30 protein-coding genes and 1 pseudogene are annotated in these 23,773 nt (G+C 40.5%); 20 read left to right on the plus strand and 11 right to left on the minus strand.

Annotation, left to right across the window (positions count from 1 at the left end; translation table 11 throughout):
* Both V6259_RS20100 and V6259_RS18590 read left to right on the plus strand, forming a co-directional pair.
* Positions 1-143, plus strand: a 143-nt coding sequence (locus V6259_RS20100; protein ID WP_445928526.1) for an IS3 family transposase, incomplete at its 5' end; no start/stop codon positions are given.
* 42 nt (positions 144-185) lie between these two features.
* Entirely contained in the window at positions 186-1,148 is a 963-nt protein-coding gene (locus V6259_RS18590) for an LPD1 domain-containing protein (RefSeq protein WP_341585798.1), read from the plus strand.
* Between the two features lie 19 nt (positions 1,149-1,167).
* On the opposite strand, the gene V6259_RS18595 is transcribed toward V6259_RS18590, so the two are convergent.
* Positions 1,168-1,800 carry a site-specific integrase gene (locus V6259_RS18595; RefSeq protein ID WP_341585799.1) on the minus strand — a complete coding sequence of 211 codons (633 nt, stop codon included), beginning with the start codon at positions 1,798-1,800 and terminating at the stop codon, positions 1,168-1,170.
* A gap of 174 nt (positions 1,801-1,974) precedes the next feature.
* Between V6259_RS18595 and V6259_RS18600 the strand changes: the two genes are divergently transcribed.
* From V6259_RS18600 to V6259_RS18625, 6 genes are all read left to right on the plus strand, one after another.
* Positions 1,975-2,238, plus strand: a complete 264-nt coding sequence (locus tag V6259_RS18600) for a hypothetical protein (protein ID WP_341585800.1) — start codon at positions 1,975-1,977, stop codon at positions 2,236-2,238.
* A gap of 424 nt (positions 2,239-2,662) precedes the next feature.
* Positions 2,663-3,103, plus strand: coding sequence for an MbcA/ParS/Xre antitoxin family protein (locus tag V6259_RS18605; RefSeq protein ID WP_341585801.1), 441 nt, complete (start codon positions 2,663-2,665; stop codon positions 3,101-3,103).
* Positions 3,103-3,585, plus strand: coding sequence for an RES family NAD+ phosphorylase (locus V6259_RS18610; RefSeq protein ID WP_341585802.1), 483 nt, complete (start codon positions 3,103-3,105; stop codon positions 3,583-3,585). The genes V6259_RS18605 and V6259_RS18610 overlap by 1 nt, the downstream gene beginning before the upstream one ends.
* Before the next feature lie 19 nt (positions 3,586-3,604).
* Entirely contained in the window at positions 3,605-4,513 is a 909-nt protein-coding gene (locus V6259_RS18615; protein WP_341585803.1) for a hypothetical protein, read from the plus strand.
* 66 nt (positions 4,514-4,579) lie between these two features.
* A complete protein-coding gene (locus V6259_RS18620) occupies positions 4,580-5,413 on the plus strand; it encodes a hypothetical protein (RefSeq protein WP_341585804.1) in 834 nt (277 codons plus the stop codon).
* A gap of 380 nt (positions 5,414-5,793) precedes the next feature.
* A complete protein-coding gene (locus V6259_RS18625) occupies positions 5,794-6,300 on the plus strand; it encodes a transposase (protein WP_341585805.1) in 507 nt (168 codons plus the stop codon).
* A gap of 149 nt (positions 6,301-6,449) precedes the next feature.
* Here V6259_RS18625 and V6259_RS18630 read toward each other — a convergent pair whose 3' ends face one another.
* From V6259_RS18630 to V6259_RS18645, 4 genes and pseudogenes are all read right to left on the minus strand, one after another.
* Positions 6,450-7,691 (minus strand): type II toxin-antitoxin system HipA family toxin, encoded by a 1,242-nt coding sequence (locus V6259_RS18630; protein ID WP_341585806.1) that lies wholly within the window; start codon positions 7,689-7,691, stop codon positions 6,450-6,452.
* Positions 7,684-8,025, minus strand: coding sequence for a helix-turn-helix domain-containing protein (locus V6259_RS18635; RefSeq protein ID WP_341585807.1), 342 nt, complete (start codon positions 8,023-8,025; stop codon positions 7,684-7,686). The genes V6259_RS18630 and V6259_RS18635 overlap by 8 nt, the downstream gene beginning before the upstream one ends.
* Before the next feature lie 131 nt (positions 8,026-8,156).
* Positions 8,157-8,542: pseudogene (locus tag V6259_RS18640) on the minus strand (transposase); the annotation flags it as partial.
* A gap of 486 nt (positions 8,543-9,028) precedes the next feature.
* The gene (locus V6259_RS18645; RefSeq protein ID WP_341585808.1) at positions 9,029-9,181 is read right to left on the minus strand and encodes a hypothetical protein; all 153 of its coding nucleotides are present in this window, start codon (positions 9,179-9,181) and stop codon (positions 9,029-9,031) included.
* A gap of 692 nt (positions 9,182-9,873) precedes the next feature.
* Between V6259_RS18645 and V6259_RS18650 the strand changes: the two genes are divergently transcribed.
* The 3 genes from V6259_RS18650 (at position 9,874) to V6259_RS18660 (ending at position 13,175) form a co-directional block, all read left to right on the plus strand.
* The gene (locus tag V6259_RS18650; RefSeq protein WP_341585809.1) at positions 9,874-10,887 is read left to right on the plus strand and encodes a TauD/TfdA family dioxygenase; all 1,014 of its coding nucleotides are present in this window, start codon (positions 9,874-9,876) and stop codon (positions 10,885-10,887) included.
* A complete protein-coding gene (locus tag V6259_RS18655; RefSeq protein ID WP_341585810.1) occupies positions 10,881-11,801 on the plus strand; it encodes an AEC family transporter in 921 nt (306 codons plus the stop codon). The genes V6259_RS18650 and V6259_RS18655 overlap by 7 nt, the downstream gene beginning before the upstream one ends.
* A 162-nt stretch (positions 11,802-11,963) precedes the next feature.
* Positions 11,964-13,175 carry a HEPN/Toprim-associated domain-containing protein gene (locus V6259_RS18660; protein ID WP_341585811.1) on the plus strand — a complete coding sequence of 404 codons (1,212 nt, stop codon included), beginning with the start codon at positions 11,964-11,966 and terminating at the stop codon, positions 13,173-13,175.
* 237 nt (positions 13,176-13,412) lie between these two features.
* On the opposite strand, the gene V6259_RS18665 is transcribed toward V6259_RS18660, so the two are convergent.
* The 4 genes from V6259_RS18665 to V6259_RS18680 are packed head-to-tail and all read right to left on the minus strand — an operon-like array spanning position 13,413 to position 17,857.
* On the minus strand, positions 13,413-14,939 hold the full coding sequence (locus V6259_RS18665; protein WP_341585812.1) for an MFS transporter: 1,527 nt from the start codon (positions 14,937-14,939) through the stop codon (positions 13,413-13,415).
* A gap of 14 nt (positions 14,940-14,953) precedes the next feature.
* A complete protein-coding gene (locus V6259_RS18670; RefSeq protein WP_341585813.1) occupies positions 14,954-16,162 on the minus strand; it encodes a cytochrome P450 in 1,209 nt (402 codons plus the stop codon).
* Complete coding sequence (locus V6259_RS18675; RefSeq protein ID WP_341585814.1) at positions 16,134-16,823, minus strand: HAD family hydrolase; 690 nt, start codon at positions 16,821-16,823, stop codon at positions 16,134-16,136. Before V6259_RS18675 ends, V6259_RS18670 begins: the two co-directional genes overlap by 29 nt.
* An 8-nt stretch (positions 16,824-16,831) precedes the next feature.
* On the minus strand, positions 16,832-17,857 hold the full coding sequence (locus V6259_RS18680) for a ScbA/BarX family gamma-butyrolactone biosynthesis protein (protein ID WP_341585815.1): 1,026 nt from the start codon (positions 17,855-17,857) through the stop codon (positions 16,832-16,834).
* Between the two features lie 175 nt (positions 17,858-18,032).
* Here V6259_RS18680 and V6259_RS18685 point away from each other — a divergent pair, with 175 nt between their 5' ends.
* Both V6259_RS18685 and V6259_RS18690 read left to right on the plus strand, forming a co-directional pair.
* The gene (locus tag V6259_RS18685; protein ID WP_341585816.1) at positions 18,033-18,350 is read left to right on the plus strand and encodes an ArsR/SmtB family transcription factor; all 318 of its coding nucleotides are present in this window, start codon (positions 18,033-18,035) and stop codon (positions 18,348-18,350) included.
* 206 nt (positions 18,351-18,556) lie between these two features.
* Positions 18,557-18,697: a hypothetical protein gene (locus V6259_RS18690; protein ID WP_341585817.1), complete on the plus strand. Its 141-nt coding sequence runs from the start codon at positions 18,557-18,559 to the stop codon at positions 18,695-18,697.
* Positions 18,698-18,750: 53 nt separating this feature from the next.
* On the opposite strand, the gene V6259_RS18695 is transcribed toward V6259_RS18690, so the two are convergent.
* Entirely contained in the window at positions 18,751-18,933 is a 183-nt protein-coding gene (locus V6259_RS18695) for a D-arabinono-1,4-lactone oxidase (RefSeq protein WP_341585818.1), read from the minus strand.
* Between the two features lie 710 nt (positions 18,934-19,643).
* Between V6259_RS18695 and V6259_RS18700 the strand changes: the two genes are divergently transcribed.
* Positions 19,644-19,811: a hypothetical protein gene (locus V6259_RS18700; protein WP_341585819.1), complete on the plus strand. Its 168-nt coding sequence runs from the start codon at positions 19,644-19,646 to the stop codon at positions 19,809-19,811.
* A gap of 2 nt (positions 19,812-19,813) precedes the next feature.
* Here the strand turns inward: V6259_RS18700 and V6259_RS18705 are convergent, their stop codons facing one another.
* On the minus strand, positions 19,814-20,719 hold the full coding sequence (locus tag V6259_RS18705; protein ID WP_341585820.1) for a LysR family transcriptional regulator: 906 nt from the start codon (positions 20,717-20,719) through the stop codon (positions 19,814-19,816).
* A 102-nt stretch (positions 20,720-20,821) separates the two neighbouring features.
* Between V6259_RS18705 and V6259_RS18710 the strand changes: the two genes are divergently transcribed.
* From V6259_RS18710 to tnpB, 6 genes are all read left to right on the plus strand, one after another.
* A complete protein-coding gene (locus V6259_RS18710) occupies positions 20,822-21,601 on the plus strand; it encodes a 2OG-Fe dioxygenase family protein (RefSeq protein ID WP_341585821.1) in 780 nt (259 codons plus the stop codon).
* Positions 21,598-22,218: a LysE family translocator gene (locus V6259_RS18715; protein ID WP_341585822.1), complete on the plus strand. Its 621-nt coding sequence runs from the start codon at positions 21,598-21,600 to the stop codon at positions 22,216-22,218. Before V6259_RS18710 ends, V6259_RS18715 begins: the two co-directional genes overlap by 4 nt.
* Position 22,219: 1 nt before the next feature.
* Positions 22,220-22,837, plus strand: coding sequence for a bifunctional phosphoserine phosphatase/homoserine phosphotransferase ThrH (gene thrH, locus V6259_RS18720; RefSeq protein ID WP_341585823.1), 618 nt, complete (start codon positions 22,220-22,222; stop codon positions 22,835-22,837).
* A gap of 222 nt (positions 22,838-23,059) precedes the next feature.
* The gene (gene tnpA / locus V6259_RS20105; RefSeq protein ID WP_445928527.1) at positions 23,060-23,191 is read left to right on the plus strand and encodes an IS66 family insertion sequence element accessory protein TnpA; all 132 of its coding nucleotides are present in this window, start codon (positions 23,060-23,062) and stop codon (positions 23,189-23,191) included.
* The gene (locus V6259_RS18725) at positions 23,140-23,295 is read left to right on the plus strand and encodes a hypothetical protein (protein WP_341585824.1); all 156 of its coding nucleotides are present in this window, start codon (positions 23,140-23,142) and stop codon (positions 23,293-23,295) included. The genes tnpA and V6259_RS18725 overlap by 52 nt, the downstream gene beginning before the upstream one ends.
* A 70-nt stretch (positions 23,296-23,365) precedes the next feature.
* Complete coding sequence (gene tnpB / locus V6259_RS20110) at positions 23,366-23,629, plus strand: IS66 family insertion sequence element accessory protein TnpB (RefSeq protein ID WP_445928525.1); 264 nt, start codon at positions 23,366-23,368, stop codon at positions 23,627-23,629.
* The last annotated feature ends 144 nt before the right edge of the window (positions 23,630-23,773 follow it).

Genomic DNA, 23,773 nt, shown 5'->3' on the forward strand with positions numbered 1-23,773 from the left:
ACTCGACACGAGAAGAAGCGAAAGGTGAGATATTTAATTTTATTGAGATGTTCTACAATCCGATAAAACGGCATTCGCATACAGGCGGTGTGTCACCTGCTAAGTTCGAAGAAAAGTATTTTTTAGAAGTTCCTACTGTCTAGCAAACTCTGGGAAGTCCAAAGATACCGTTATTTCCAATAAGATTGCAGCACCGCGAAACCAATGAAATCACCTATTCACTAGGAAAGATCAACAAAAAGAGTGCTTCGTGGAGTAACGCTATTGACGAGTATAAAAATGAGTTTGGTAGCTACAAAGATGCCGTTGACGCGCTAATTGAACATCATAGTGATGAGTTTAAGATAACTGACATCAAACGAACCGCCGTAGATGTTTATATCCCAAAAAAAGACGTATCAATTATGACCGGTGTTGATGATACATATACAGATAGAAAACCTGAAGAATTGATGGCCGAATATGGTTTTAGAGGCATTCAGTTTGGCAACTATCTCACGCAAAAAGAACGCCAAGCATACGTTAATAATACTTTTCACTCTCTTGATCTGCTAGCAAACATACTCAATATGCCAAAACGCTGGATTGGTGGAGGTAAGCTGGGGTTAGCATTTGGTGCCAGAGGGCATGGTTTTGCAGCGGCTCACTATGAACTGGAATTGCACGTTATCAATCTGACAAGGTTTAATGGACCAGGCTGTATTGCGCACGAAATATTTCACTCGTTCGATTCTCGAATGGCCAAACGTTGGTTTGGTCGAGATGCACTTTTATCAAACCTAGTAGCCAACAACGAGGTATCAATAGAAAATGTTGATGCTAGGTACCGCGAACGTTTTTACGCTTTTACTAAATTATCAACTTTATGTACTGATTTTTCTAGCTTCACTGAAAACGCAAAAAGAATTGAATCTCAAAAAGGTTCAGTAAAATATTGGTCAAAACCATCAGAACTCTGCGCTCGTGCATTCGAGGCATTCATTCAAGATAAGCTTGAAGACCAAAACATAAATAAGCAATGGCTGGCATTAGGAACACTAGAAAGTGATTATCCATTGAATGATATGCACCCTTACCCAGTGGGAGATTTTAGAAAAAGGTTGCATGTTGCTCTTTCTGAATTGATTCCAGTAATCTTTACTAGGTAGAGAGGACATTAAAGAGAAGCTATGCAGCTAGAGCAAATGTTGATTCGGAGAGGGTGTAACAGTAGACAGGTATACATTTACTATGTGAACTGCCTGCTTCTATCCCTGCGCCTTTAAATATATCTCTCATTAAGTTTTCTAGGCTACTGCAAACCATTGTTTCTTTTTCACCATTTTTCGTCTGATATTTTTTTACATTCATTGCAAACTTCCTCCAACCGCCTTTCTTAGATAAGAAAAGAGGGGAATCAGCTCTCAACCCACCATAAGAACCATCATCTGAAAGGATCGCTCTCTCGTCTATGCGTTGCTGAATCCAAATATCTAAAGCTTCTCTGTGTTGTCTTGCGACAATGTAAGCAGCTCTTGATTTATTTGTCTTAGTGTAGGAAGCAGGTATGACAAAAGTTTTTTTCAGCGATCCATTGGGCCAGCAGACATCCTTCACTTTTAGCTGAGCCACTTCGTTTATTCGCATCCCAGCGCCAAATAGCATCCAGACTATCGCTACATTTCTGTCACCTAAATTACCTCTGTACGCCCTCCAAAGAATGTTAGTTAGTTGACTGGGTGTGTCTAGCGCCTGAGCCTTACCTTCACCTGCTATATACGCTTTTGTAAGTCGTTTTACTGGTCTGTTCTTAGTTACCATATTATATTAACCGTCAGACTAGAGCCAAATTCCAATGATCTAACAATCCATTGACTAAATCAATGCAAAATCAATAAAACCAACGCTTCATTGGAAACCTTTAGAATGACTAAACATGACAAAAAGAGGAGGGCAGCTATACTCAATTGGTACACTTAGGTAAAGGTGATTCTTATGCAAGAATGGCTAACGAAAAATCACTCAATTACCGCGGCCGATGGCTTCCTAGTTGAAACTATCGAGGTTGTGGGTGGCGCATATGAGTGGCAGTTTTTGTCTCCATCGAGGACACTGATATATCGCTCGCAACATGGTTACGGAAACCCGATTGCAGCGATTAGGGATGGCCTATTTGTTGTGCTTGGCGAGCCTTCTTTAGGGGCCGATCGCATAGAGAAAATCAGAAACGAAATCCGCACAAAAACTCGACCAGCTTGAATAAAAAAGGGGCAACCGAAGTCACCCCTTTCCTGATAGCTTATTAGCTACCTTTGCCTTCTTTAGCAACCTTAGTGATGTAATAGTAAGCTATTTGCAGTTGTATTACTTTTTAGGCGTGAAATCCAATGTTTATCAACGACCAATAATAATATTGACATTTTTAATACTGGCATTAGGATTATTCGTATCTAAATCGAACCCTATTGGGTTGCAAAGCAGACCTCTCAAACTGCCTTGTACAAAAAAGCAGCTCTCAGTAGCGGTTTTTTTTGTGCCTCGAAAAGGTATCAGACTCCCCTTAAAAAGGTGCGACACACTTCTCCAAGCTTAGTATTTCGTAATATTACGATTGACAGTAGTAAAATTGACGATTATAGCTCTTCGCTGCTATAGTAAGGTAATTACTATTAAGGAGGTGCGAATGAATACTCTCACACAAGATACTGCAAAAACTCCAAGCCCTATCAACTTACTTTTTCCTGATGTCGATATCATGTCGTCTAAGGGCTATTTATCTGCCGTCCGGTCTGGCGTAAGCGGCCACACACTAAGAGCCGTGATCAAAGCTATTGGCGAGCGAGAATTGATTGCGCGAGCAATCGGCAAAGATGCCTCCAACTTAAGCAAGAGTTATCAGGTAAAGCGACTATCTTCAATTGCCGCTGACAATCTAATTGATACGCTGCGTGTGTATATCCAAGCTGCGGCAATCTATGAATCATTAGATCTAGCTAAAGAGTGGATGCATTCACCAATACCAGCGTTGGGCGGGGAGATCCCTGCTTCTTTACTTGATACGCACGCGGGGCGCGAAATGGTTCGCCAGACTCTCCGCAAATTAGAATTTGGTGAGTATGTTTGATGCAATTATATCGTGTGACTAATGATCGATTTGCCGCTAATTTTAACGGTAAGGGGGCGAGTTATGAGGATGGTGCTCGTTGGAATTCGCCTGGTCATCCAGTGATATATTTTGCACTTGATATGGCTACGGCAATGCTTGAAGCAGCTAACTACCATTCTTCACCAAAACTCATTCCTCCCTCTCATTGCAAAGCAATGTATTCAGTAGAAGAGGGGGTATCGATTGAATATTTGCCTCAAGACGATTTGCCATTGAATTGGGATGAAATGCCACACCCTTCATCAACACAATCTATCGGTGACGATTTTTTGTTACGCCAAGACTCACTATTTCTTCTGGTTCCGAGCGTTGGGGTTGGTTTACAGGATGAATTAAAGATAGCAATTGCAAACCCATTACACCCTGAAATTCAAAAGATAAGTTTCATCAAAAGTATAAAACCTGTGTATTCATCAAGAATGTTTTCTGGCTTAGTTTGATTAGAGTCGGGTTGTCCAATTGAAAAAATATTTACTAAAGCAATTTTATCGAGTCATTCATCTTAGTGATACTTCAGAAATCACTTCGCTTTTGAGCTGTTCAGGTCAAATTCCAGCATGGAATAAAAGAAAGCACCTTGTCGATAGCCACCAAAATCTAAACTGGCCAGAGATTCTTCAATCGCTTTTTGGTCAGCGCAATGTTTTCGACGAAAAAACAGCGCTGAACAAAGATGTCCTAGATCTCCATAAGTTGCTTGTCAAAGAATCAGTGTCAGTGGAATCTATTAATGTTAGGCACTTGGCTGGGTTTTCGAGGGGAAGTGTAACTTCCACTAAGTCAACGTTGGTAGAAATTGGAAGTGATGTTTCTCGCTTATATGAAGGGATTCTGAAAAAAAAGGTTACAAAGCAGAAACAGCTTGAATTTTTACTTGATGATCCCGCTTATTATATGGGGCCTATTAAATGGACTGAGTGGCACAACAAGTACGATCAAACGGGTGGGACTGGTGGTGGCGCACACAGAACAAGTTCTCTCGTTTTTTTATTGAATTATTTCGATATGGATCTATTTGTTGACGTACAAGTGCATCGGTTTTATGCCGATTTGAGTGCCCTTGAATTTTGCCAGAAACAATACTCCTTCTATGTATTTAATCCGAACGATAGAAATAGGGTAAGGTTATTTCATAAAGATAATGATTTTATCAAGGAGTGTGGTGGGGTTATTCTCGGGACACACAGCATCGACAATGAGAGTCTGTCTCTCATTGTGATTGATAGGGCTCACTGCAAATCGTGGCTGCTAGAAAATATTTTCAAGAGGGCGTGCGATTATGGGCAGGCCATAAAACTACTGGATTATTTGAAAGACCTCGCAGCCAATGCCACTAGGCACAATGAAGTGGCGCTTCGCTCCATGTGATCTCATTGTCCAACAAGAACTAAATGGGTTGTTTTTCGGCTATGTACTATGTACTTAAGGATAGAAATGAAAGAGAAATACTTACAGTATGAAATCGCAGAGCTGGCAGGGTTTTATGGCGTTTATTTCGGTGCTAGATTTCTTGTGGCAGTTGATTCTTTCGAAGTCGCAAAGGCGTTTGTGGATCGTCGTGTTTCCGAAAGGCTCACGCTTTTGCTTTCCGCAGAGTTTGGGGTGATGGCAGACAGAGCATTAACATCAATTGATGGAAGGCTTTCTTATGAAAAATCTGATGCGAATTTAGGTTGGAAATTTTACGAAATTTCCCAAGAAGCCTGCACGCATTTAGAGATTGAAATAGTGGAATCTGTTTCGAAAAACATTCCTGATACCATGGCGTTTGAAATAGGTTACAGCGAAGCTAAAGAGGCTTTATCGTCGTATAGCGAAGATAAAGAGGCTTTATCGTCGTATAGCGAAGATAAAGAAAGGCAGGCATACAGTGATAATAAAGAACGACATCACGAACAACTAGTGACTGAATTGGAATTAAAACGTAATTACTTTGCTGACGACGCGCTTAAATTGATGCCGCCCAATGTTAATCCGGCCAGTTACGATGAGCTTTCCCGCCTACCAGTTGAAGCTCTCCGCTCATTGGCAAAAATGGAGGAGTTTAACGTTAATCTAGCGGATGATGATGAGAGCATTGATGGCCGAACATCTGGTCATCATAGAGAGATTAGAGATATTTTAATGTGCGCGGCGAACGGCAAATCTATGGATGAGTGCTGTGCGGATATTTATATGGATAATGAAGGGGTGTTCAATTTTAACTTGATTGAGCACGTAATGGCCTCTAAACAGTCTTCAACGGTCTCTACCGAGCCGATACAGTAATAGGATTAATGGATGGCGATCGGACTTGTTTTGTTCTATTTGCAAAGAGTTTAAAGTCTGCAATCTGAGGGCCAGTTATTTTATATACCGAGTTGGCGTTTATTTTCATAGAAAAACCTCTTATAGACTCATAGTAATAGAGTTTACCGATGATAGTGGGGGTGAGTTATGGTGGCGTACTTTTGCAGAAAGTTCCTTTTCTAATGCCGTTATTATGCTTGGTGACTTTGGCGCTGTTTGTTTATCAGTGCGTGTATTTGATTAAAATAAACAGGAAAGTCTTGTGAGCGGGTTTAATAGGTAAGTCATTGATTCGTAACACTAATTCCGATAATGCTAATAATAGTTATCGTTAATCAATTTCTATAAATAGATAGCAAATGGAATTAATTCTAATTGGAATCACAATTCCTGCAGCTGTGAATTTTTCAATCCTGCCTTGCCTTACAGAACCACCAGCAAGCTTTGGCGATAGAAAAGAACGATACTGCTGGCATACCCTCCTAATCAACCTTGTTTTTGTCGTTAAGAGGCGATCTGCCGCTCTAACTTATGATGAACAAGCATACCTTAAAACTTCAATATTAGAGGCGAGCAGAAACTTTGGCGCTGATTTGGTGTGTTTTGAATCAGATGCCACTTATATCTCCTTCAGGCTGTCCTGTGGCCCCACAACCCCTGGTGCCGCCAATTTGGTGCGGTCACTTAAATCCATGACTTCTAGACATCTCAAGAGAGAGTTTGCTGATGCTGGTGATTTTGCTTGGGACAGATTCTATGTGGCCACCAGCCAAGGTACGCTTGATAGGGCTGATGTGGTTAAGATACTAGATGAGTACTTTGTGCCTGATAGGCGCAGAAAAGCCCCTCCTAACCCTAACTTTTAGCGTCTTGATCATATTTAATAATTGAATGTTTGTCGTGGGCTGAATAGAGGCGATTCTTAGAATGGAGTCAGGAAATGGATGAACACCCTACTTCCCGCCTATTCACCATAAATCGGCAATCTCGACCTCTAGGGACTGCGGTTATCATTTTAACGTAGCGGTATCTTTCGTAAGTGCGTTTCAATTGCTTCAATCATTGATTTGGTAAGCGGTAAATGCGCTTTTTCTTTCTGCCATACCTCATGAAAGCCAGCCACTGTTTGCTTGGCGGTATCCAACACCAACTTTTCTGGTAGCATGGCTTTAGCCGCTAGGTGTGATAACTCATCCAGCGTGAAATCGCTGAATTTTTTGCTACGACTCACCTTCAGCGACGCACTATCATCCGAGATATAAGGAATGGTTGAGACAAAATCATAAGCAGGCGCAATGGATGCGTTGCGCTTGTCTTTGTAGATCACAGACCAATTCTTCAAATGCATATCGGCATTACCAATTAGGGTATTGAACACCAATCTGCGAGTAAATTCTGCGATGTCCTCCTCTTGACCTTCGATGCCTATAACCTGAGCAATATTCCGCATACTGGCTTTTTTGTATTTATCTTGAGGATAGACACCAAACACTTGTGCAAAATCTTCAATGTGTACGGCTTGTCCATCTGCACGGTCAAAGCGCTTGATCACAAAGGCCTGAGCGTTTTTAAATGAGTCACCAAACTGTCCAACCCCTTGTGGGATATTAGCTATCTGGTTAATGGGGAGCAGCTGGGTCTCTGGCACATCCATACCTAACTTGCGCGCCAGCTCCATCATCGAATATTCATTTTCTGGCACAGCGTCAAATCGAGACGACGGCAATTTCACAATCCAAGAACCACCCTTACCTGTCGCTGGAATCGTCAAGCCACCGTTTGCCTGTTGCACGGCTGAAAACTTTAACTGCACACCCGCCAATGAAAAGCGCATTGGGGCTTCAATTTTTGTATCATCATCAATGTCTTGATGCACATTAGGCGGCAGCGCTTCACCATCGGCCGGTTCAACCGTGATCGCGCCTGCTAAATCCTGCCCTAATACCCACAATAGAAAAAACTCCCGCGCAGGGTTCACACCGGCACGTTCTGCCAAGTAATTACGCATGGTTTCTTCTGGCAAAAGGTTGGAGAAAAACGGAGTTAACTTGGTCTGAGTAGGTTTGAAGTTGGTCAGCAAGCCACCTAGCGAATCTTTAAAGCCAAGCCCTAAAACAGGCCGTGATTCATCATTAATATACGAATCCTTAAAGGCAAAAAGCGTTCTATCATTGCCCACGTTGGTGATCGTTGCAATAGGTTCGCCATAGAGTAAAACGTTCAACGTAGAGACATTATTAACGAGGTGGCTACGCATCATCATCTCCATCTAATTGGTATGCAGGCGACATTTGCTCGGTTTCATCGTTGATGCTGTTATTGCTAAAACCGTTATTATGACTAGCTTGGCTACTTCGAATAATTGATTTAATGGCAGGAACAGACTTTTTAGGCGCTACAAATAACTCTAGGTCGAGTACGCGGGCAAGCGCTATCAAGCTGGACATTCTTAAATCAACGCCACCAGCCTCGATTTTAGATATATGGCTCTGAGGTACACCCGAACGAGCGCTCAGCTCCCTCTGGCTAAACCCCTTATGAACCCGAGCTTGTCTAAGGCTTTCTAATATCTGCTCTGTTACATAGCTCATTTGATATACCTTAATGAATCACCTGATAGATAATATATATAAGAACATATCATTCCAATTCAAATCAGGCAATATTGATCAGTTATTACATATCATAAAGGAAGATTTGATACGTGGTAATAGATAAATTATAACCATTGATTCACTTCTTTGAACGGCTGACGAGAGAGTTTATACTTTTCCAGTAAGTGCCTAAAACTCATAATTGTGGTGTGATCAGGAATTGCAGCAACCAACGATAACCCAGCGAACAAGCGCATAGACGCGATTTCATAAAGCGCATCCTCCATGGCAGGATCGCTCATGTTGTACTAATGCTGCATGCAAGGATGCAAAACAAAGTCGATAGTGGATACGGCCTTCTTCCTTTTCCTGCTTTTGGGTAGAAAGGCTCAACCACCGCTTCAAGTCGCCCCCAAGGCATTAATTCAGCCATTCGAGTCAAGAAAATTTCTTTACGTGTTTTACGACGTTTATTGTTGAATTCGCTGTCGGCAAAGGTAAGTTGATGTGGCATGGTCAGGCTCGAAGATTAAAAATAAATTGTCTCATGGGCAGGACTTATTCGCATATTCTCTAGCATTTTTAATGCGCCTATCTGTTTACCCGCGCCCCCGTGGAGGGGGTGATATGTTAGAGCCAAAAGACTCCATATGAATATTTAACTAATTGAGCGTTATCTATGTGCCCCCTTCTTAATCCTCAGATAAGAAACCATACTAGGTGTAAGAAATATTGCTATTTGATAATAAATGATTTTCGTTGATATTTTACAGCGATAAATGATATTGGGGTTATTGTTGTTTTGGTTATGAGTATCCAATACTGGTAATATGAAAAGAGATCACACGCTTATTTATTATTCAAAAAAGGAAGGTGATGTCAGTGCTATATCATGCTCTTAAGATCATAGTCTCCATCGCACAATGGAATGCCAACACTTTCAGCAATATCACTGTCTTATTAGAGAGCAAAGTTGCCAAATTTGATATGAAATCTAGCCCTAGGCACAAACCTCGATTTGTGACCAACTATTTCTAGCTTCCATATCCCGAATCATACCAATTAATTCAGCTTTAGCCTTTAGAATCAGAGCTTCTTCTTTGCTCTCAGCAAATATTTCAAATGCGCTTGAAAACTTAATTGAGCTCTCCACCTATCACCTTAGTGTACGCCGATATTAATGTTTGATCATTTATAATAAAGTCTGATATTTCACATTAATGTTTGATATTTTTTCTCTTAACCTGCTAAGCATGACCGCTAAAGATCCCAATACTAGGGATCTTTCCTCGGAAAAATATCAAACTTTATTATCCTAATTCAGCAACAAACTAGCCAATTTGTATCAAACATTAGTGATCAAATTAACGCCAAAGAAGCGGATTCATATCAAACTTTAATGTAATCGAACACTTAGCGTATCAAATAGTGAATAATCAAAGCTTACACTGTTAAAAGCTTGATCAGGTCTCATTCTATGCTTGTAGAGAAAGTTGCTAGTCTTATTGATTCATTGAGTCAAAGATCCTGTGAGTGAATAAAATCGCCGCAATGTGTAAGGAATATGGAATAAGTGTGCGAAGGTATTAAGGGTGTTGACCAAAAAGGGGTCTTGAAATATATTTAAGGTTCGATGTGCATCGAACCTTAAATAATGAGATTTCCCCATTATAAGAACAAAACTAAGTGACTGCCAAATGGATTTTTTTGCTCTCCTTAATTGCTTCAACTGACTTGCTATTTACGCAGGTTTTCTTGAAGCCTCGCTTACTTGGAATGTTGAAACAGTTAGTTAGACGAATATACCAGCCGCAGAAAATAGTATCATTTTACACGGATTGGATCATGCCAAAGACTACCTTCGAGTTTCACGATTTAGAAAAAGCCAAACTCTCTATATATTTAGATGCTGTGGCGTATGACAGAAAAGGGAACTGCAACTACATTAACTCGTTGAACAAACTGGCCTACGAAGCTTTGCCAAAGGAGCTTCTAGACATTTTCCTAAGACAGAAAAACTCCAAAACTCCACTACCGTACATACTCATTGAAAACGTACCTACCGATTCTGCAATTACGGCGGTACCGCTGCAGAATGAATGCGCATCGCGATTTAAAACAGGAAGTCGTAGTGAGAGCTTGCTAATAATGCTTTCCAGCCTACTCGGAGAACCATATTCGATGGTTTTTGAGGGGGCAGAAATCGTTAACAACTTGATCCCGTATAAAGAGACGGCTAAGCATTATACTGGCTTGGGATCTAATGTTGAGCTTGATTTTCACATTGAAAATGCCGCGCTAAAGCACTTCTCACCTTATAACTTTTCTCCGATGGGTCTAATGCTAACCGGTGTTAATTTGGACGAGAATGGTCCTGTTACTCGCGTCAGTGACGGCCGCCAAGCTCTAACCCTTTTGAGTGAAGAAGAGCAGGAAATTCTTTCAAGCCATCTTTTCCGCATTAAAGTTCCTCATCGATGGCGGAGTGAAAAATACGGTATCCCGCAAACAGAAACTGAATGGGTGCCAATTCTACATAACCGTAATGGGGCATACCCTGAGCTTTCTGCTGTGTTTTATAAAGACATGATTAAGGCAAAGACACCAGAGGCGCAAAACGCTCTTAACAAGCTGCACAAAGCGGTTAAGACCGTTTCCGTTGGCATCTCATTGAAACCTGGACAGCTGCTGTATATCGATAACCGATTTGCGCTTCATTCGAGAGATATGTTTGAGCCAACCATTGAAAACGGACGTCCTAAAAGATGGGTGCAGCGTGTGTTTGTATCCCCAAACCTGTGGGGGCACCGTAACTTGCATGAGATAGATGATCGCATCTACGAGGTGAAAGCATGCTAAATGTCTTTTTATCGATCCTGCCCATATTTTCACTAATTGTTATCGGTTATGTAGCCAAGAACTATTTCGTGAAAAGCGAAGAGTTTTGGGCGGCTAGTGACAAGTTAGTGTACTACGTTTTCTTTCCAAGCCTCCTAATCTTAAAGATTGCACATGCCCAGTTTGAAGGTGTATCAGCAAAGGACGGATTAATTGTCGCGATCGCAGCCACAACCTTTATTGCGATCGCGGTATTTGCATATAAGTTTGTGCTATCACCAGCTAACGAGCTTTTTACGTCAATCTTCCAAGGTAGCGTGCGATACAACTCGTATATTTTTATTGCTTCATCGCAAGCAATTTTTGGTACGAATGGGGCCGCTCTGTCTGGGATCTTCATTGCGACAATGATCATTTTTACAAATGTCATCACTGTAATGGTAATGAATCATTATGGTACAGGATCGAAGAAAGGCATGTCGTCTATCCTGAGTAAAACAGCTCAGAACCCTCTAATCATTGGTGCTGTCATTGGCGTGGCGCTTAATCTTGGTCATATTCATATCGAAGGCACCCCACTAGCTGAGATAATGAATTACTTAGGCTCTGCCGCAACGCCACTAAGCTTGATGTCAGTGGGCGCAGGGTTGATCTTTGTGATGGATAGACACAAAAAAATTGCTATTTCTTCTTCTATCCTTGCAAAATTAATTATACTGCCGCTGGTGGCCTTTGCCATATTGAAAGGCTTTAACTTGACCGGGTTAGCAGCTTCTATTGCATTGTTGTACTGTGCTGTACCTTGTGCGGGTAATGCGTACATTATGGCGCGGCAAATGGGCGGTGATACCGTGGCCATGGCATCTATTATTACTTGGGGGACTATTGTGTCGGTATTAACCATCCCAGTGTTTATGATCCTTTCAGGTGTGTAGTGTAGATTGTCAAATTCTCCAGCTATATAAAAAGCAGCCACTGGCTGCTTTTTTTTATCTCTATGCTAGATTAGTTCGGACTATAAAGCGGGGCTCAGTCAAAATTACGGTTTTTTGGTTACTCATTAGAATTATCAAAAAATAAAATGGTTTGGAGAAGTTATGTCAACTTGGGCAGGGATCGAGCTGGGTGGTTACACCATTGATGAATGGCAAAACACTTATCATAAGTGGCTTTTCAGAGATTCTGAGCGATTCAGGGAGGTGAAGCAGGATAGCCAATTTATAGGCTATCGAATGGAGGCAGAAAAACTTAAACGCCGACTGGAATTGCAAGGAGTAAATAGGCAATCAGTAGAGCTAGACTTCAATGAACTTAAAGCGCTTTGGGTAAAGGATTTAAAGAGCATATTGCAATCATTGGGAGATAGCGACAATGAAAGTTTATCTGATTTTTTACTCTACCTGGACGGCCTCCAGAAATGCTCCATAGATAGTTGGCTTAAGCTCATTCCGATTGCTCACCATACTTGTCAATTAACGAATGAAAGTGAAACGTGCTTAATAACTGATCAGCATAAGATTCATCAGTCATTAACAGAGACAGAGCGAAACCTGTTGAAGTTCATGTGCTCGAATTATGATGAATACCCTAATTACACGGCTGGAGGGTACCATTTTCCATGCCAATCAATAGATAGCTACGCGTGGGCCATTCTTCAGTTCATTGAACCTAATTCTGTCTGTGAACTGAACCTATCAGACTTGATATCAAGTGGTTGGGTGGATGATTTTGAGGATCTAGCAGAGTACCAAGAAGGTCAAACTAAGTTCTACGCAAGAGCTAAAGCAGAAATACGTGAAATAATAAGCCTAAGTGAGTCAGGTGGAGCAAATCCCGTCTTACAGCGCCTTGCATATAGTGGGTTAATAACGATACTTGAAGCCTATTTGTCTGATGTGGCGAAAAGACAGGTACTAAATAAAGAAGCTATTAGAAGAAGGTTTGTTGAGAGGTACGAGCCTTTTGGAAATGGGCAAAAAACACTTAGAATCAATGAGCTTTTTTCCAAAATGGAGCAGCTTGACAAGCTAATCACTGACTATATAGATAGTCAGTCATTTCATAGTGTTAAAACAATCAACACATTTTATTCCTCTGTTTTGCTAGTAAACCTCTCCAGTCACTTGCTTAAAAGGCTATCTGATGCAGTGGATACTAGGCATGATATTATTCATCGTGCTGGTAAAACAAAGGATGGGGAGCCGATCGAGATCACTCTGAAAGCAACTCTAGATCTGTCTGAATTGGTTTTTGAAGTCATGGCATCGGTTGATGAACAGATCGTTGACGGATTGCTTGATGACCAATAATAAGCATGGCCTTGAGGGAATGAACTTTCCACCACTACGACACAAATCTAATCTTGATTTGACGCAGGCTCGGTTCACCCAGTTTCTCCCTGCTAATTCATTCTTAAAAGTTATCTAATGCTTTTCAAGCTGAATTGAGATTTCTAGATAAGATGTGCCTAAAGCAAAAAAAATGGCGCAAGGGTCGATTAGGGAACCCTGACGCCACAAATGGGAGCTCACGCTATATCAATCTAGTTAGAGTTTATTCGCCTCGCCTTGAAAGGATGATCGTGCGTCCCTGTTTAGGTACAACACAACCAAGGCAGTAACAACGACTGCTATGGCCGTCAAGGTCATGTTCGTGGAGATAAAGGCCTGGTTGTAGATGGATGCTAGTTTCTCCATCAAGTTGGAGTCTGAGCTAAACTGTGAGAAATTTCCCGATGAGATAGCATTCACCCAAGACTCGTTAGTCATAGCGTTATTGCCTTGAAGTGCCGTAGGAACTATCTTGCTAACGGTGGAGCTCAGAATAGATCCATATACTGCTACTGCTATGGCTTCACTCCCGAGGCGGAAGGTGTTTAAGAGCCCTGCAGCCATCCCAACCTCAGTCTCTTTTACGCAACTCAATGCCTGTCCATCCACCAGCCCCGCAGACATACCCATACCGATACCAATTAGCACAAGGCCAACGGCTATGCCTACCAGAGGTAAGCCATCTTTGATTATGGTAATCAATAAAGCTGCACCGACAAGCATCGCCAATGCGCTGAGGTACATCAACAAGTTGGTGTTAACACCTTTAGATGATAGTTTGCCAGCGATCAGCGGAAACACGAGTACTGGAGCGGTAAGAAACAGCATGATAAGTCCCGCGTTAGAAGCAGATAACTGCATGCTGCCAGTAAGATATGTTGGGAAGTATGTTAGCAATGTTACGAATGTAAAACTTGCAACTACCGGTACCAAGATAAGTCCAAAAAACCTGTAATTTCGTAAGAGCTCAATATTTAGCACGGGGTGTTCTGCTGATTTAACTCGTACTACAAATGCAACGAAGGCGATGGCACCGCCAATTACGCAGATTAAAATCTCTTTGCTGTGCCAGCCCCATTCATAACCTTTTGAAAGAGCCAGCATCCATACGAAGATGCTGCCGATGAATAGTACCGATCCAAGTAAATCAATTTGCTTAAATGTGCCGTTGTGGCCTTTGTCGGATGGAATTGCGCCGCTGACAAGCAATACAAGAAATAGAGCTATCGCATGCATGGCAAAAATTGCTTGCCAGCCGATCGAGTCGAGTAACAGTCCTGAGATAGTTGGCCCTAATGTGATACCTAGTCCTGCTGTGGTACCGAACAATGCAAACGCTTTAGTTCGTTGGTGTCCATCAAACACATGAATGAATATGGCACTACCGCACGCGAATATTGCCGCACCGCCAATGCCAGCTAGGCCACGGAAGATGTCGAGCATTATTGCAGTTTGGGACACAGCTGAACCTACAGAGGCAACCGTATAGATGAATGCGCCAAGTAAGAACGATTTTTTCCGCCCGAAGACATCTGAGATCTTGCCCCATACGAGAGTGAAGCAGGCAAAGGTTAAGTTAAATGCATTTACAACCCATTGTAGGCTAGATAAGTCAGCCTCAATATGGCTACTGATGTAAGGAAGGGCGATGGCCGTTCCCGAAATTGAACTTGGTACCACGAACACAGCCAAAAGTACTGCGAACAGTATAAGGCTATTGTTTTGTCTCTTTTTTTCAGTCATTTTTGCATTCCCTGCTAGTTAATCTTGATAGGTAATTGATCTGGACATCTTAGAATTATGCCGTCGGACCAATCTATACTCTCAACACCCGGCTTTAGCCTCATCCTGGGGAGTCTTTCTGTGAGGACATCAATAACGGTACTGATTTCCATCATGGCGAGCTCTCGGCCCATACAGTGATGCATTCCATACCCGAATTGGAGGTGAGCTGGACCAACACGATTAGGGTTTATCTCAAGTGGGTCAGAAAACACATGCGGGTCGCGATTAGCCAGAAACACATCTGCGTAAATCACAGAGCCAGCTGGGATTACACCACTTGAAATTTCGATGTCAGTTTTGGCTATGCGGGGAAAGGTTGATGCATTCCCCAAATTGGTTAGTCGCAGTAGCTCATCAATGTAAGCAGCTCTTGAATTTGGGCTTTTAACCATATCTAACCAAATATCGCGGTGATAGAGAGCTGCATATAACACCTTAGTCATAACTGTAAGGGTGTTTTGATCTCCACCGAGTAATGAGCCAAGCAAAATGGAAACGATCTCATCGTCGTTAAGAGGTGAAGCTGATTTGGCTCTTTCTGCGATGAATTTGTGTATCAGTCCTTCACTTGTGTGGCTGCGCTTACCCTTAACGTGATCCATTAAATAGTCATACAGGGCGTAAAACTGCTTCACCAATTCGTCAACGTCGGATTTATCGGCAATTTGGACCGTTTTGGCCAGACCTCGAAAGTAGGCAATGTCATCCGTATGTATTCCGAGAAGCTTACAGTTTGCCGTTACTGATACCTTATCTAAAACATCTATAAACAGATCGCGTGATCCTGTTGTTAGCATCGTATCAACGCAGATATTGGTAATCTCATCAATATAGATCTTTAGCCAGCTCAACCCGCTACGACTGTAATCCTTACTAACAAATTGCTTCAGGCGTGAATGATCAGGAAAGTCCAGATTCAATAAAAGATCCTTTGGGGTCAAGGTCGGCAGAATGCTGGGGCCACCTACAGTGTTGGACGGGCCGCGAACGCATGTTTTATCGACAAGGATGCGTTTTACGTCATGAAAGTTGATGACATGATGTGTTTCATGGCCGCTAAGAATGCGAATCATGCCATGCTCTTCGTAAGTAGCTTTTTTCAGTACTTCATACACTGGAGTGGCATCGTAATTAGGAATCGTATCAATGCTATTAGACCGTTTTAGTAGTTCGGTGCTCATGAGGCGTCCTTTCTTCAAGTAAATTTCTAAGATTGCTTAATGCAGATTCTGTATCTGTGAAATGCACTGTGCCCCACCCGCGTTTTTCTGCAGATTCACAATTAACCTTTAAGTCGTCTATCAAGACACATTCATTGAGAGCAAAGCGACTTTTCTGCTCAGCCAAATAGAAGAACTCTGGTTCCGGTTTGCGACGTCGCTCTTTACAAGAATCGACGATGAAATCAGGAAGATCGCCAAGTCCTAACATGGCTTTCCAGTGGGGTTCCCACTCGACGACATTGTTGGTCAGAATGCCTACGGAATACCCAAGCTCTTTAAGTCTTTTGAACTCGGCAATCATGGCTAGATTTGGGGTGATGTTCGCAAACCATTGCTCCCCAAAATGTTCCAGCCGCGCCTTTGAGGTGTCTATGCTTGGATAGCAGTTAAATAGCTTGGCGCGTAATAGAGATCCCCATTCGTATTCAGGTAGTAACGCGTTCTCAATGGGGGATAGCATTTCCAATCCCATATCAGCTGCTACTTGTTTCATAACATCTTTAAGAACATTTGATGGTATGCCTGTGCGTGAATGGTAAGTGTCAAAAAGGTCGTTAATTGGCGGTGATAAAACTCCCCCAAAGTCGAACCAGATCATTTTGTATTTTTGAAATTTCATAAGTGTCCTTACTTGCGGGCTAGCTTGACGTGACAAAGTGCAGTCACAGCGTCTTGCTGAGTGACGGAAAGAGCGATGGATATTTCACCGGTTTTGTCATCAATGGATGTACGATCGACATAACAGTATGAGGTTGGGTTGAATTCAGTGAATTTGGTGAAATCGATGTCACACACTGCCATGAATATAGATTCGTACTTGAGGTTGTACTTATCTTTAGCTGCATATATGGCCATTTGGCGGAATGCCTCTATCAATAACATTCCTGGCACGTGATCGAGGGGATGATCAAACATGGCTGGGTGCGCTTTGTTAATTCGTAAACCTGCGCAATATTTACCGTTCTTTAGATCAATTGAATGAAGTACAACATTCTCGATATTGGTTCTTCCAACGAGGTGAGATAGTTCAATTAAGTTAGCTTTATGGGCGAAAGTGATGTCAGAGAATTTCTCTGCTTGTTTTAGAGCTTTGCTACGCATTTTGTTCCAGATAGCCTTATTCAGCCATGTGATGTCCATTAACTTTGTTGCAGCAAGCTTACCGTCTACATACAGGCGCATTTCAAATGTTAATCCATTCAACTTCCCGTTTCGCTCTTCCTTTGAGATAACGTCAACTTCGGTAAGTACCGAAGATGGGGTAGGTTTGATTAATAATGCATCGTTGTCCACAATGTGAAACTTTGCTTCATTGAAGATAAACTTGGCATCCATAGGGGCGTTATAGTAATTGTGAGACACTATAATGGATGACTGACGGCATACTTCTAACAGCACAATATTCTCGTAATGCGTTCGACTGGGGTTGTCGTTGTAGTATGAGTGTGTCCTTGGAAGATGGGCTCCGGTGTAGAACTTATCATCTGATAATTTATTTGCGTCTGTCAGAAAGACTTCACTAACAGCTGCCCTATGAACTAGTTTCTTGCTTACAGTATTGCCAAATGAGCAATCGATATGATCAAGCTCTTTCAAGAATGCGCTTGCTTGTAAATTAGCTAGCTTTGAACAAATTACACTTTGAGATTCCATGGTAGTTCCTTCTACTAATAAGCTCTATTTCATGACAAGAAGAGTGATTTTAACTAGAATTGTGATATACAAGTAAGACGTTTTGTTATTTCAGTACGTCTCAATAATATCGAACCTTAATTTAACACATATATTGTGTCAATAGTTTTACAGCGATCGAAATGGGGGGCCAGTCATGCCAAACCAAGTTGTAGAGATCACAGATAAACAGTCGCAGATTTTGGAAATATTTAAGGCTTTGGCTAATCCAATGCGGCTTAAAGTCATCATCGATTTATTGAATGATGAAGTTGGCGCGGAAAGGCATTGCACATCATTTGGATTAGAGTTATCTAAGGCGACCCGATCGCATCACTTTAAGCTCCTAAAAGATGTGGGGCTAATTGATCATGTCGATAAAGGAAATCACTCACTTGCAAGACTTCGAAGAGACGAACTGAACAAAGAATTTCCTGGGCTTCTTGAAGCCTTAGCGCATTGCAGCGCCGAATAGTTTGTTTTATTTGCTGAAGAAAATAAGGGCTAACTGGCGTTTGGTCTCGTCTCTATTGGCCTAAATACCCTAGTTATCAAATTTAATCGTTCCAAGAGAATATGTCGCTGGTGTACTGTCAGTAATCTTTTTAGTCTACGGTCAGTTGACAATCTAGTTTACAATATACGAGCAACATCGTTATTTGTTCATGGAGGAACAGTTATATGGAAAAACTAGTACAGTTGCTTTTAGAATTGGAGACCATCTCGCTTAACGATATTTCGAAAATACCAAACGATTATCAGCACATATTGGCTGCAAAAATTGAAGATCTTCAAGATCAGTTAAAGATGGTATTGAAATAATCAAAGACGGAATCGAAGCTCCCTAATCGTAGGAAGCTTCGACTTTCTTTTTGTTAGTTGAGCATGAAGCAGGCCGCTAATGTTTCATTAACAAACATGTTGTCAGGGTCCACACCAGATGCCTTTCTAACAGCGAGAAACTCCTGAATTTGTTTAGCAAATGCATTTTTAACATACTCAGTAGAATTAGGCATAAACTGGAACCCTTTTGCCCAATGCGGACGAGCATGAGGCATCTCGTCTATAGGGTGTTTGACTGTTTTGGGGTGAAATAGCTAGTATATTTAGCTTAACTATATGTTTTATTTAATATTTTTATTCAAAAATTTAGTTAAGAAAACTGCGATTAAGTCCAGACGCTCTGTTTAAATTCCATCTATTGTACTCAGTACAGCCTCGTTTTCGCCTGATAATGCCTTTTCCTCGCTTTTAAGCGGACTAACCCCATGCCACTCGGATCATCTGATCAACTCGACACACTTCGGCCAGAGCAAACGTATGGCCAACTTGGTATCGCTCTTTCAAAATCTTCGATAGCGTGATCTACTGCATTAATTCATTCGTCCTAGAATAGAGGATTTATTTACGTAAATTGTGGCGATTGCTGTTGGATTCAGTGTCGGAAAATATGAATCTGAAAATCTCAGGTCAAGTGACACAGATTGCCTCATGAACGGGACTTAATCACAATTCCCTTAGCCTACTTCCGATATGTTTACAGGGATTGTAGGAGAGCAATAAAGTCAAATGCCCATGGGCCAACAGTTAGAAAACATCACAGTCACAGGGACGTGGTTTCAAGGTGATGGCATGGCGAATCTAAATGCCTTGCGCGCCTTATAAAACATGACAACCCAACCATCGCCTAACAAGCCTGCCAAGACGACCTCATCAAATGTCAGCGCAAAGGCTCCAGCGTCACACTTGACGCTCTTATTGGCTAGGTATGGGCAACCCCAAAATCGTCGCAGAAGGTGTCCTCATCCAAAACGACACCTTCCCACCCGAAATGAAAGGCAACTGGTCCATCGACAAAGTCACCGCTCGAGGCGACAGCAAAGCAGGGTATCGGTGTATCGTGGTGGCTAGTGAAGTGGTTTTATTTGACTCCTGATTTTATTGCTCTGTAATGTGATGTGATAAAGCGATATTTGCGAACTCCTTTTTTGCCCACTGATAAAAGGCTTTCTTTCTTGAGTCCAATGTTATGGATGTTTCAGATAGTAGATGATATGAAGAGCCATCTTTGATGAAAGAAAAAGGCGATATAAGCTTTTTAGCTTTTAGTTCATTAGGACACATATAAATAGACGTAATTGCAAAGCCTAGGCTCGATGATGCAGCTTGCAAGCAAAGATAGAAATGCTCAAATATCATTTCATTCTCAATCAATACTTCTTCAGACCTACTTGAGAGCCATTTTTTCCATGCATCAGAGCGAGACTTTGTATGTAATATTGTCATTGAATCTTTGGTCTTTAAATGATTTTCCCAGTGTTGTTCAGAGCATACAGGTCCAATAAACTCATCACATACTTTTTCAGAATAATAGTTTTTGTTCCAAATAAAATCATTACGACGAAGAGCTATGTCAACTCTCTCTGAACTTAAGTCAATATCTCCACCTGCTGCAAAAATTCTGATAGGTATGCCTGGATGCAGTTCATGAAATTTAGGGAGGTTAGGGATAAGCCAATTCATTGTTAGAGTTGGCTCACAAGATACGACTAAAGGCTCATTTGTATCAGATAGAGATAACGTTTTTAACGTATTATGAAGCTCTGTAAAAATTTTGGTGCAACATTTTTGTAGTGTTTCCCCTTCTTCTGTTAGAAAAATCCTTCGATTCTTCCTAACAAAAAGAGAAAGATTTAGATTTTCTTCAATATTTTTAACCTGACGACTAACTGCGCTTTCAGTTAGATTCAAGTGTGCTGCAGCTTTCGAGATGCTTTCATGATTAGCGACTACACTGAAGACTTTTAAAGAGTTTAGTGGAGGAGTTCTGAATCCATTCTTCATTGCTATTTACTCAAGTATGTATGAAAAAAAAATCAATTTAGTTTTTTAGGAATCCTAATAATAATTGCCCTTCATTTTAACATTTTTTTAAAGGAGTTAAAAATGAAAGAAAAAAAGAGGATTTCTGAAGTTGGTATGAGGGATGCTTTAAATTTCGATACTCTTTCTGAGAAAATCTCTGCTGAAAAATACTTTGTTTTTTCAAAGAGTGATACTGCTAATTTCATGGGTGCTTTCAATGATGATGATTGGAACATTTTTAGAGATAGCTGGAATGATTTGTGTCTTGATGAGCATATGAAAGATAATGGTAAGTATAGATTTAGACGGCACGCAACATTCTCTTCATTAGCTTCAAGCAGTATTTGGTATCAAGAGCCGGATCAACCTCATTATCAGAGTGTTGATTATAATAATTTAAATGGCGGTGTTGAAAGATATTTTAAAACGTTTAAAAAAGAGACTGTAAAAAACAAAATATTTAAAAATGTGATGGATTTTCTTGTAAAATTATTTAGTCAAATGAAACCAATTTGTTCATGGCACATAGAAGCTCATCAATTTAGAATTTATGCCGATATAAACAAACATTCATCTCCTACTCCTGAAGGTATTCATAGAGATGGTGTTAATTTCGTTTTAATGTTGTTTGTCGACAGATACAATATATTTGGTGGTGAAACAAGTATCTATGACTCTAATAAAAAACTAATTGGAAAATATATATTTTCAGAACCAACTGAACTTGTAATCGTTGATGATGAAAATATTTTTCATGGTGTTTCACCTATTTATAAAGAGAATATGGATGATATAGGATATCGAGATATGCTTGTTATAACTTTCAAAGATAAAAACAATGAAATTGGTGATGAATCATGAATGAGATTATTGCGGTAGTTACTATAACTATTTTAGCAGTTATAAGCCCTGGAGCTGATTTTGCTATGGTAACGAGAAGTAGTTTTCTTTATGGTAGAAAATCAGGACTAATGAGCGCTTTAGGAATATCTTTAGGGGTTCAAGTTCATGTGATGTATACAGTATTTGGTATTGGTTTTTTGATTTCCCAAAGCCCTTCATTATTTATGGTTGTAAAGTTTATAGGTGCAGCCTATTTAATCTATATCGGCTTTACAACGATAAAAAGTGTAGTTAGTGGTTTTGAAAGTAAAAGAGAATTTGAGATTGTTAACAGTTATCAATCTTTCAAGACAGGTTTTTATACTAATGCTTTAAACCCAAAAACTATGCTTTTTGTACTTAGCGTCTTTACTCAATTTTTAAATAAGGATAATGATTTATTTGTTTTGTTTTTTTATGGTGTTTTTATGTCTTTAGCCCATCTTTTATGGTTTTTTATTGTTGCAATATTTTTCTCGGCTCCACGATTAAGAGATAAAATGCTTAAAAAGCAAAAAGTTGTTAATAATATCATTGGGGGCATACTAATGTTTCTAGGTGTTACTTTGTTATTCTCTCCAATGATAGGGAGTTAATATGGTTGAATTTAATAAAGAACTAAAAAAATGTTTTTTTGTTGATATGGAAGGTGTTCTAATTCCTGAAATGTGGCCTTACATCTCTAAAAAAACTGGAATAAAAGAACTTGAAGTTACAACTAGAGAGCATGATTGTTATGAGGAACTAGTTGAAAATAGAATCGATATCTTAAAAATAAATAACATTACTGTTTTTGATTTAAATGAAATTGTTTTAGACCTTGATTTGCTTCCAGGTGCTAGAGACTTTATTGACACGCTAAGTGTCAAATATGAAGTTGTTTTGGTTTCAGATGCATTCAAACCTTTAATAAACCATTTTTGGCAAATGTTAGGAAGGCCTAATTTACAATGCCACCAATTTTTACTTGATAGTAATGGTACTATCACTGATGCTTTATACTCTAGAGAAGGTGGGAAGCAGTCATTATTGAAAAAATACCAAGAAAATGGGTATGAAGTCTTTGCTGTAGGAGATGCTTTTAATGACTTGGAAATGTTAAAGGAGGCAAAAAAAGGGTTTCTATATCAATCTAGTGAAGATACTAAAGCTTCTGCAAAGGATGTTTTGATTGTGGATAGTTTTAAAGAAATTTTAGATGAAGTAGCAATTTAGTAGCTAGGGAATATGCGAATAAGTTCTTCTCATGAGATAATTCAATTTTAACTTTTAAGCTCGATAACGTCACATCAACGTTAGCGTTCATTCTATGCCGTTATTTCATCCCATCTTTTCGCACCCTAAAATGGACTCCGTTTTCATCTCATAACCGATAACGGAGTCCATTTTATAACCAAACCTTATACCCGTCGTTCTTCCTCTGAATGGCAAAAAATTATTGACGATCAAGCCGAGTCCGGTTTATCAGCCCCTCAATACTGCGCACAACACCAAGTGAGTTATGCCTGTTTTAGTAAATGGCGCAGCATTTTTCGGGAACTAAAGCCTCGCCAGATTCTAGTCAATTAGACTTTATCGATCTCAGTCAGGTGCCCACTCTCTCAGGTACTGGACGTTGGAACATTACCTTGTGTTTAGGCGATGGTGTTGAACTTCGACTGAGTCGTGATTGATGTTCCTGACCGATTCCAATGCTAAAATTTGGTTGCATACCCAACCCACTGATATGCGGAAGTCCTATCGTTGTTTGTTAGGACTGATGAAACAACAACCCCTCTCATCGGGTATTTTGTGTTCATTAACCGGCGCAAAACACAGATGAAAATCCTCTATTTTGGCGCATCTGGTTACTGCATATGGTGCAAACGACTGTCACAGGGGCAGTTCAACTATGCGCCATCAGAAAACGATAAACATGCCCTCAGCACACTTGAATTACAACATTTTTTGGCAGGCATAAAAGTCGAAAAATATCGTCAATTTAAGCGCTACAAACACGCATATTAAAGGGTTGGGGGATAATCCAGGGCAAACGCATGAACGTTTCTTGATCAGTTAATACAACATTTGCATTCAATCCGTGTTTGATGAATGATCGTGCCCTTTTGAAGCCGATGACCCTATTAGACCGTATGATGCAGCTAAATGACC

Origin of the sequence: Marinomonas sp. TI.3.20, from assembly GCF_038155025.1 — a bacterium.
Taxonomy (GTDB): domain Bacteria; phylum Pseudomonadota; class Gammaproteobacteria; order Pseudomonadales; family Marinomonadaceae; genus Marinomonas; species Marinomonas flavescens.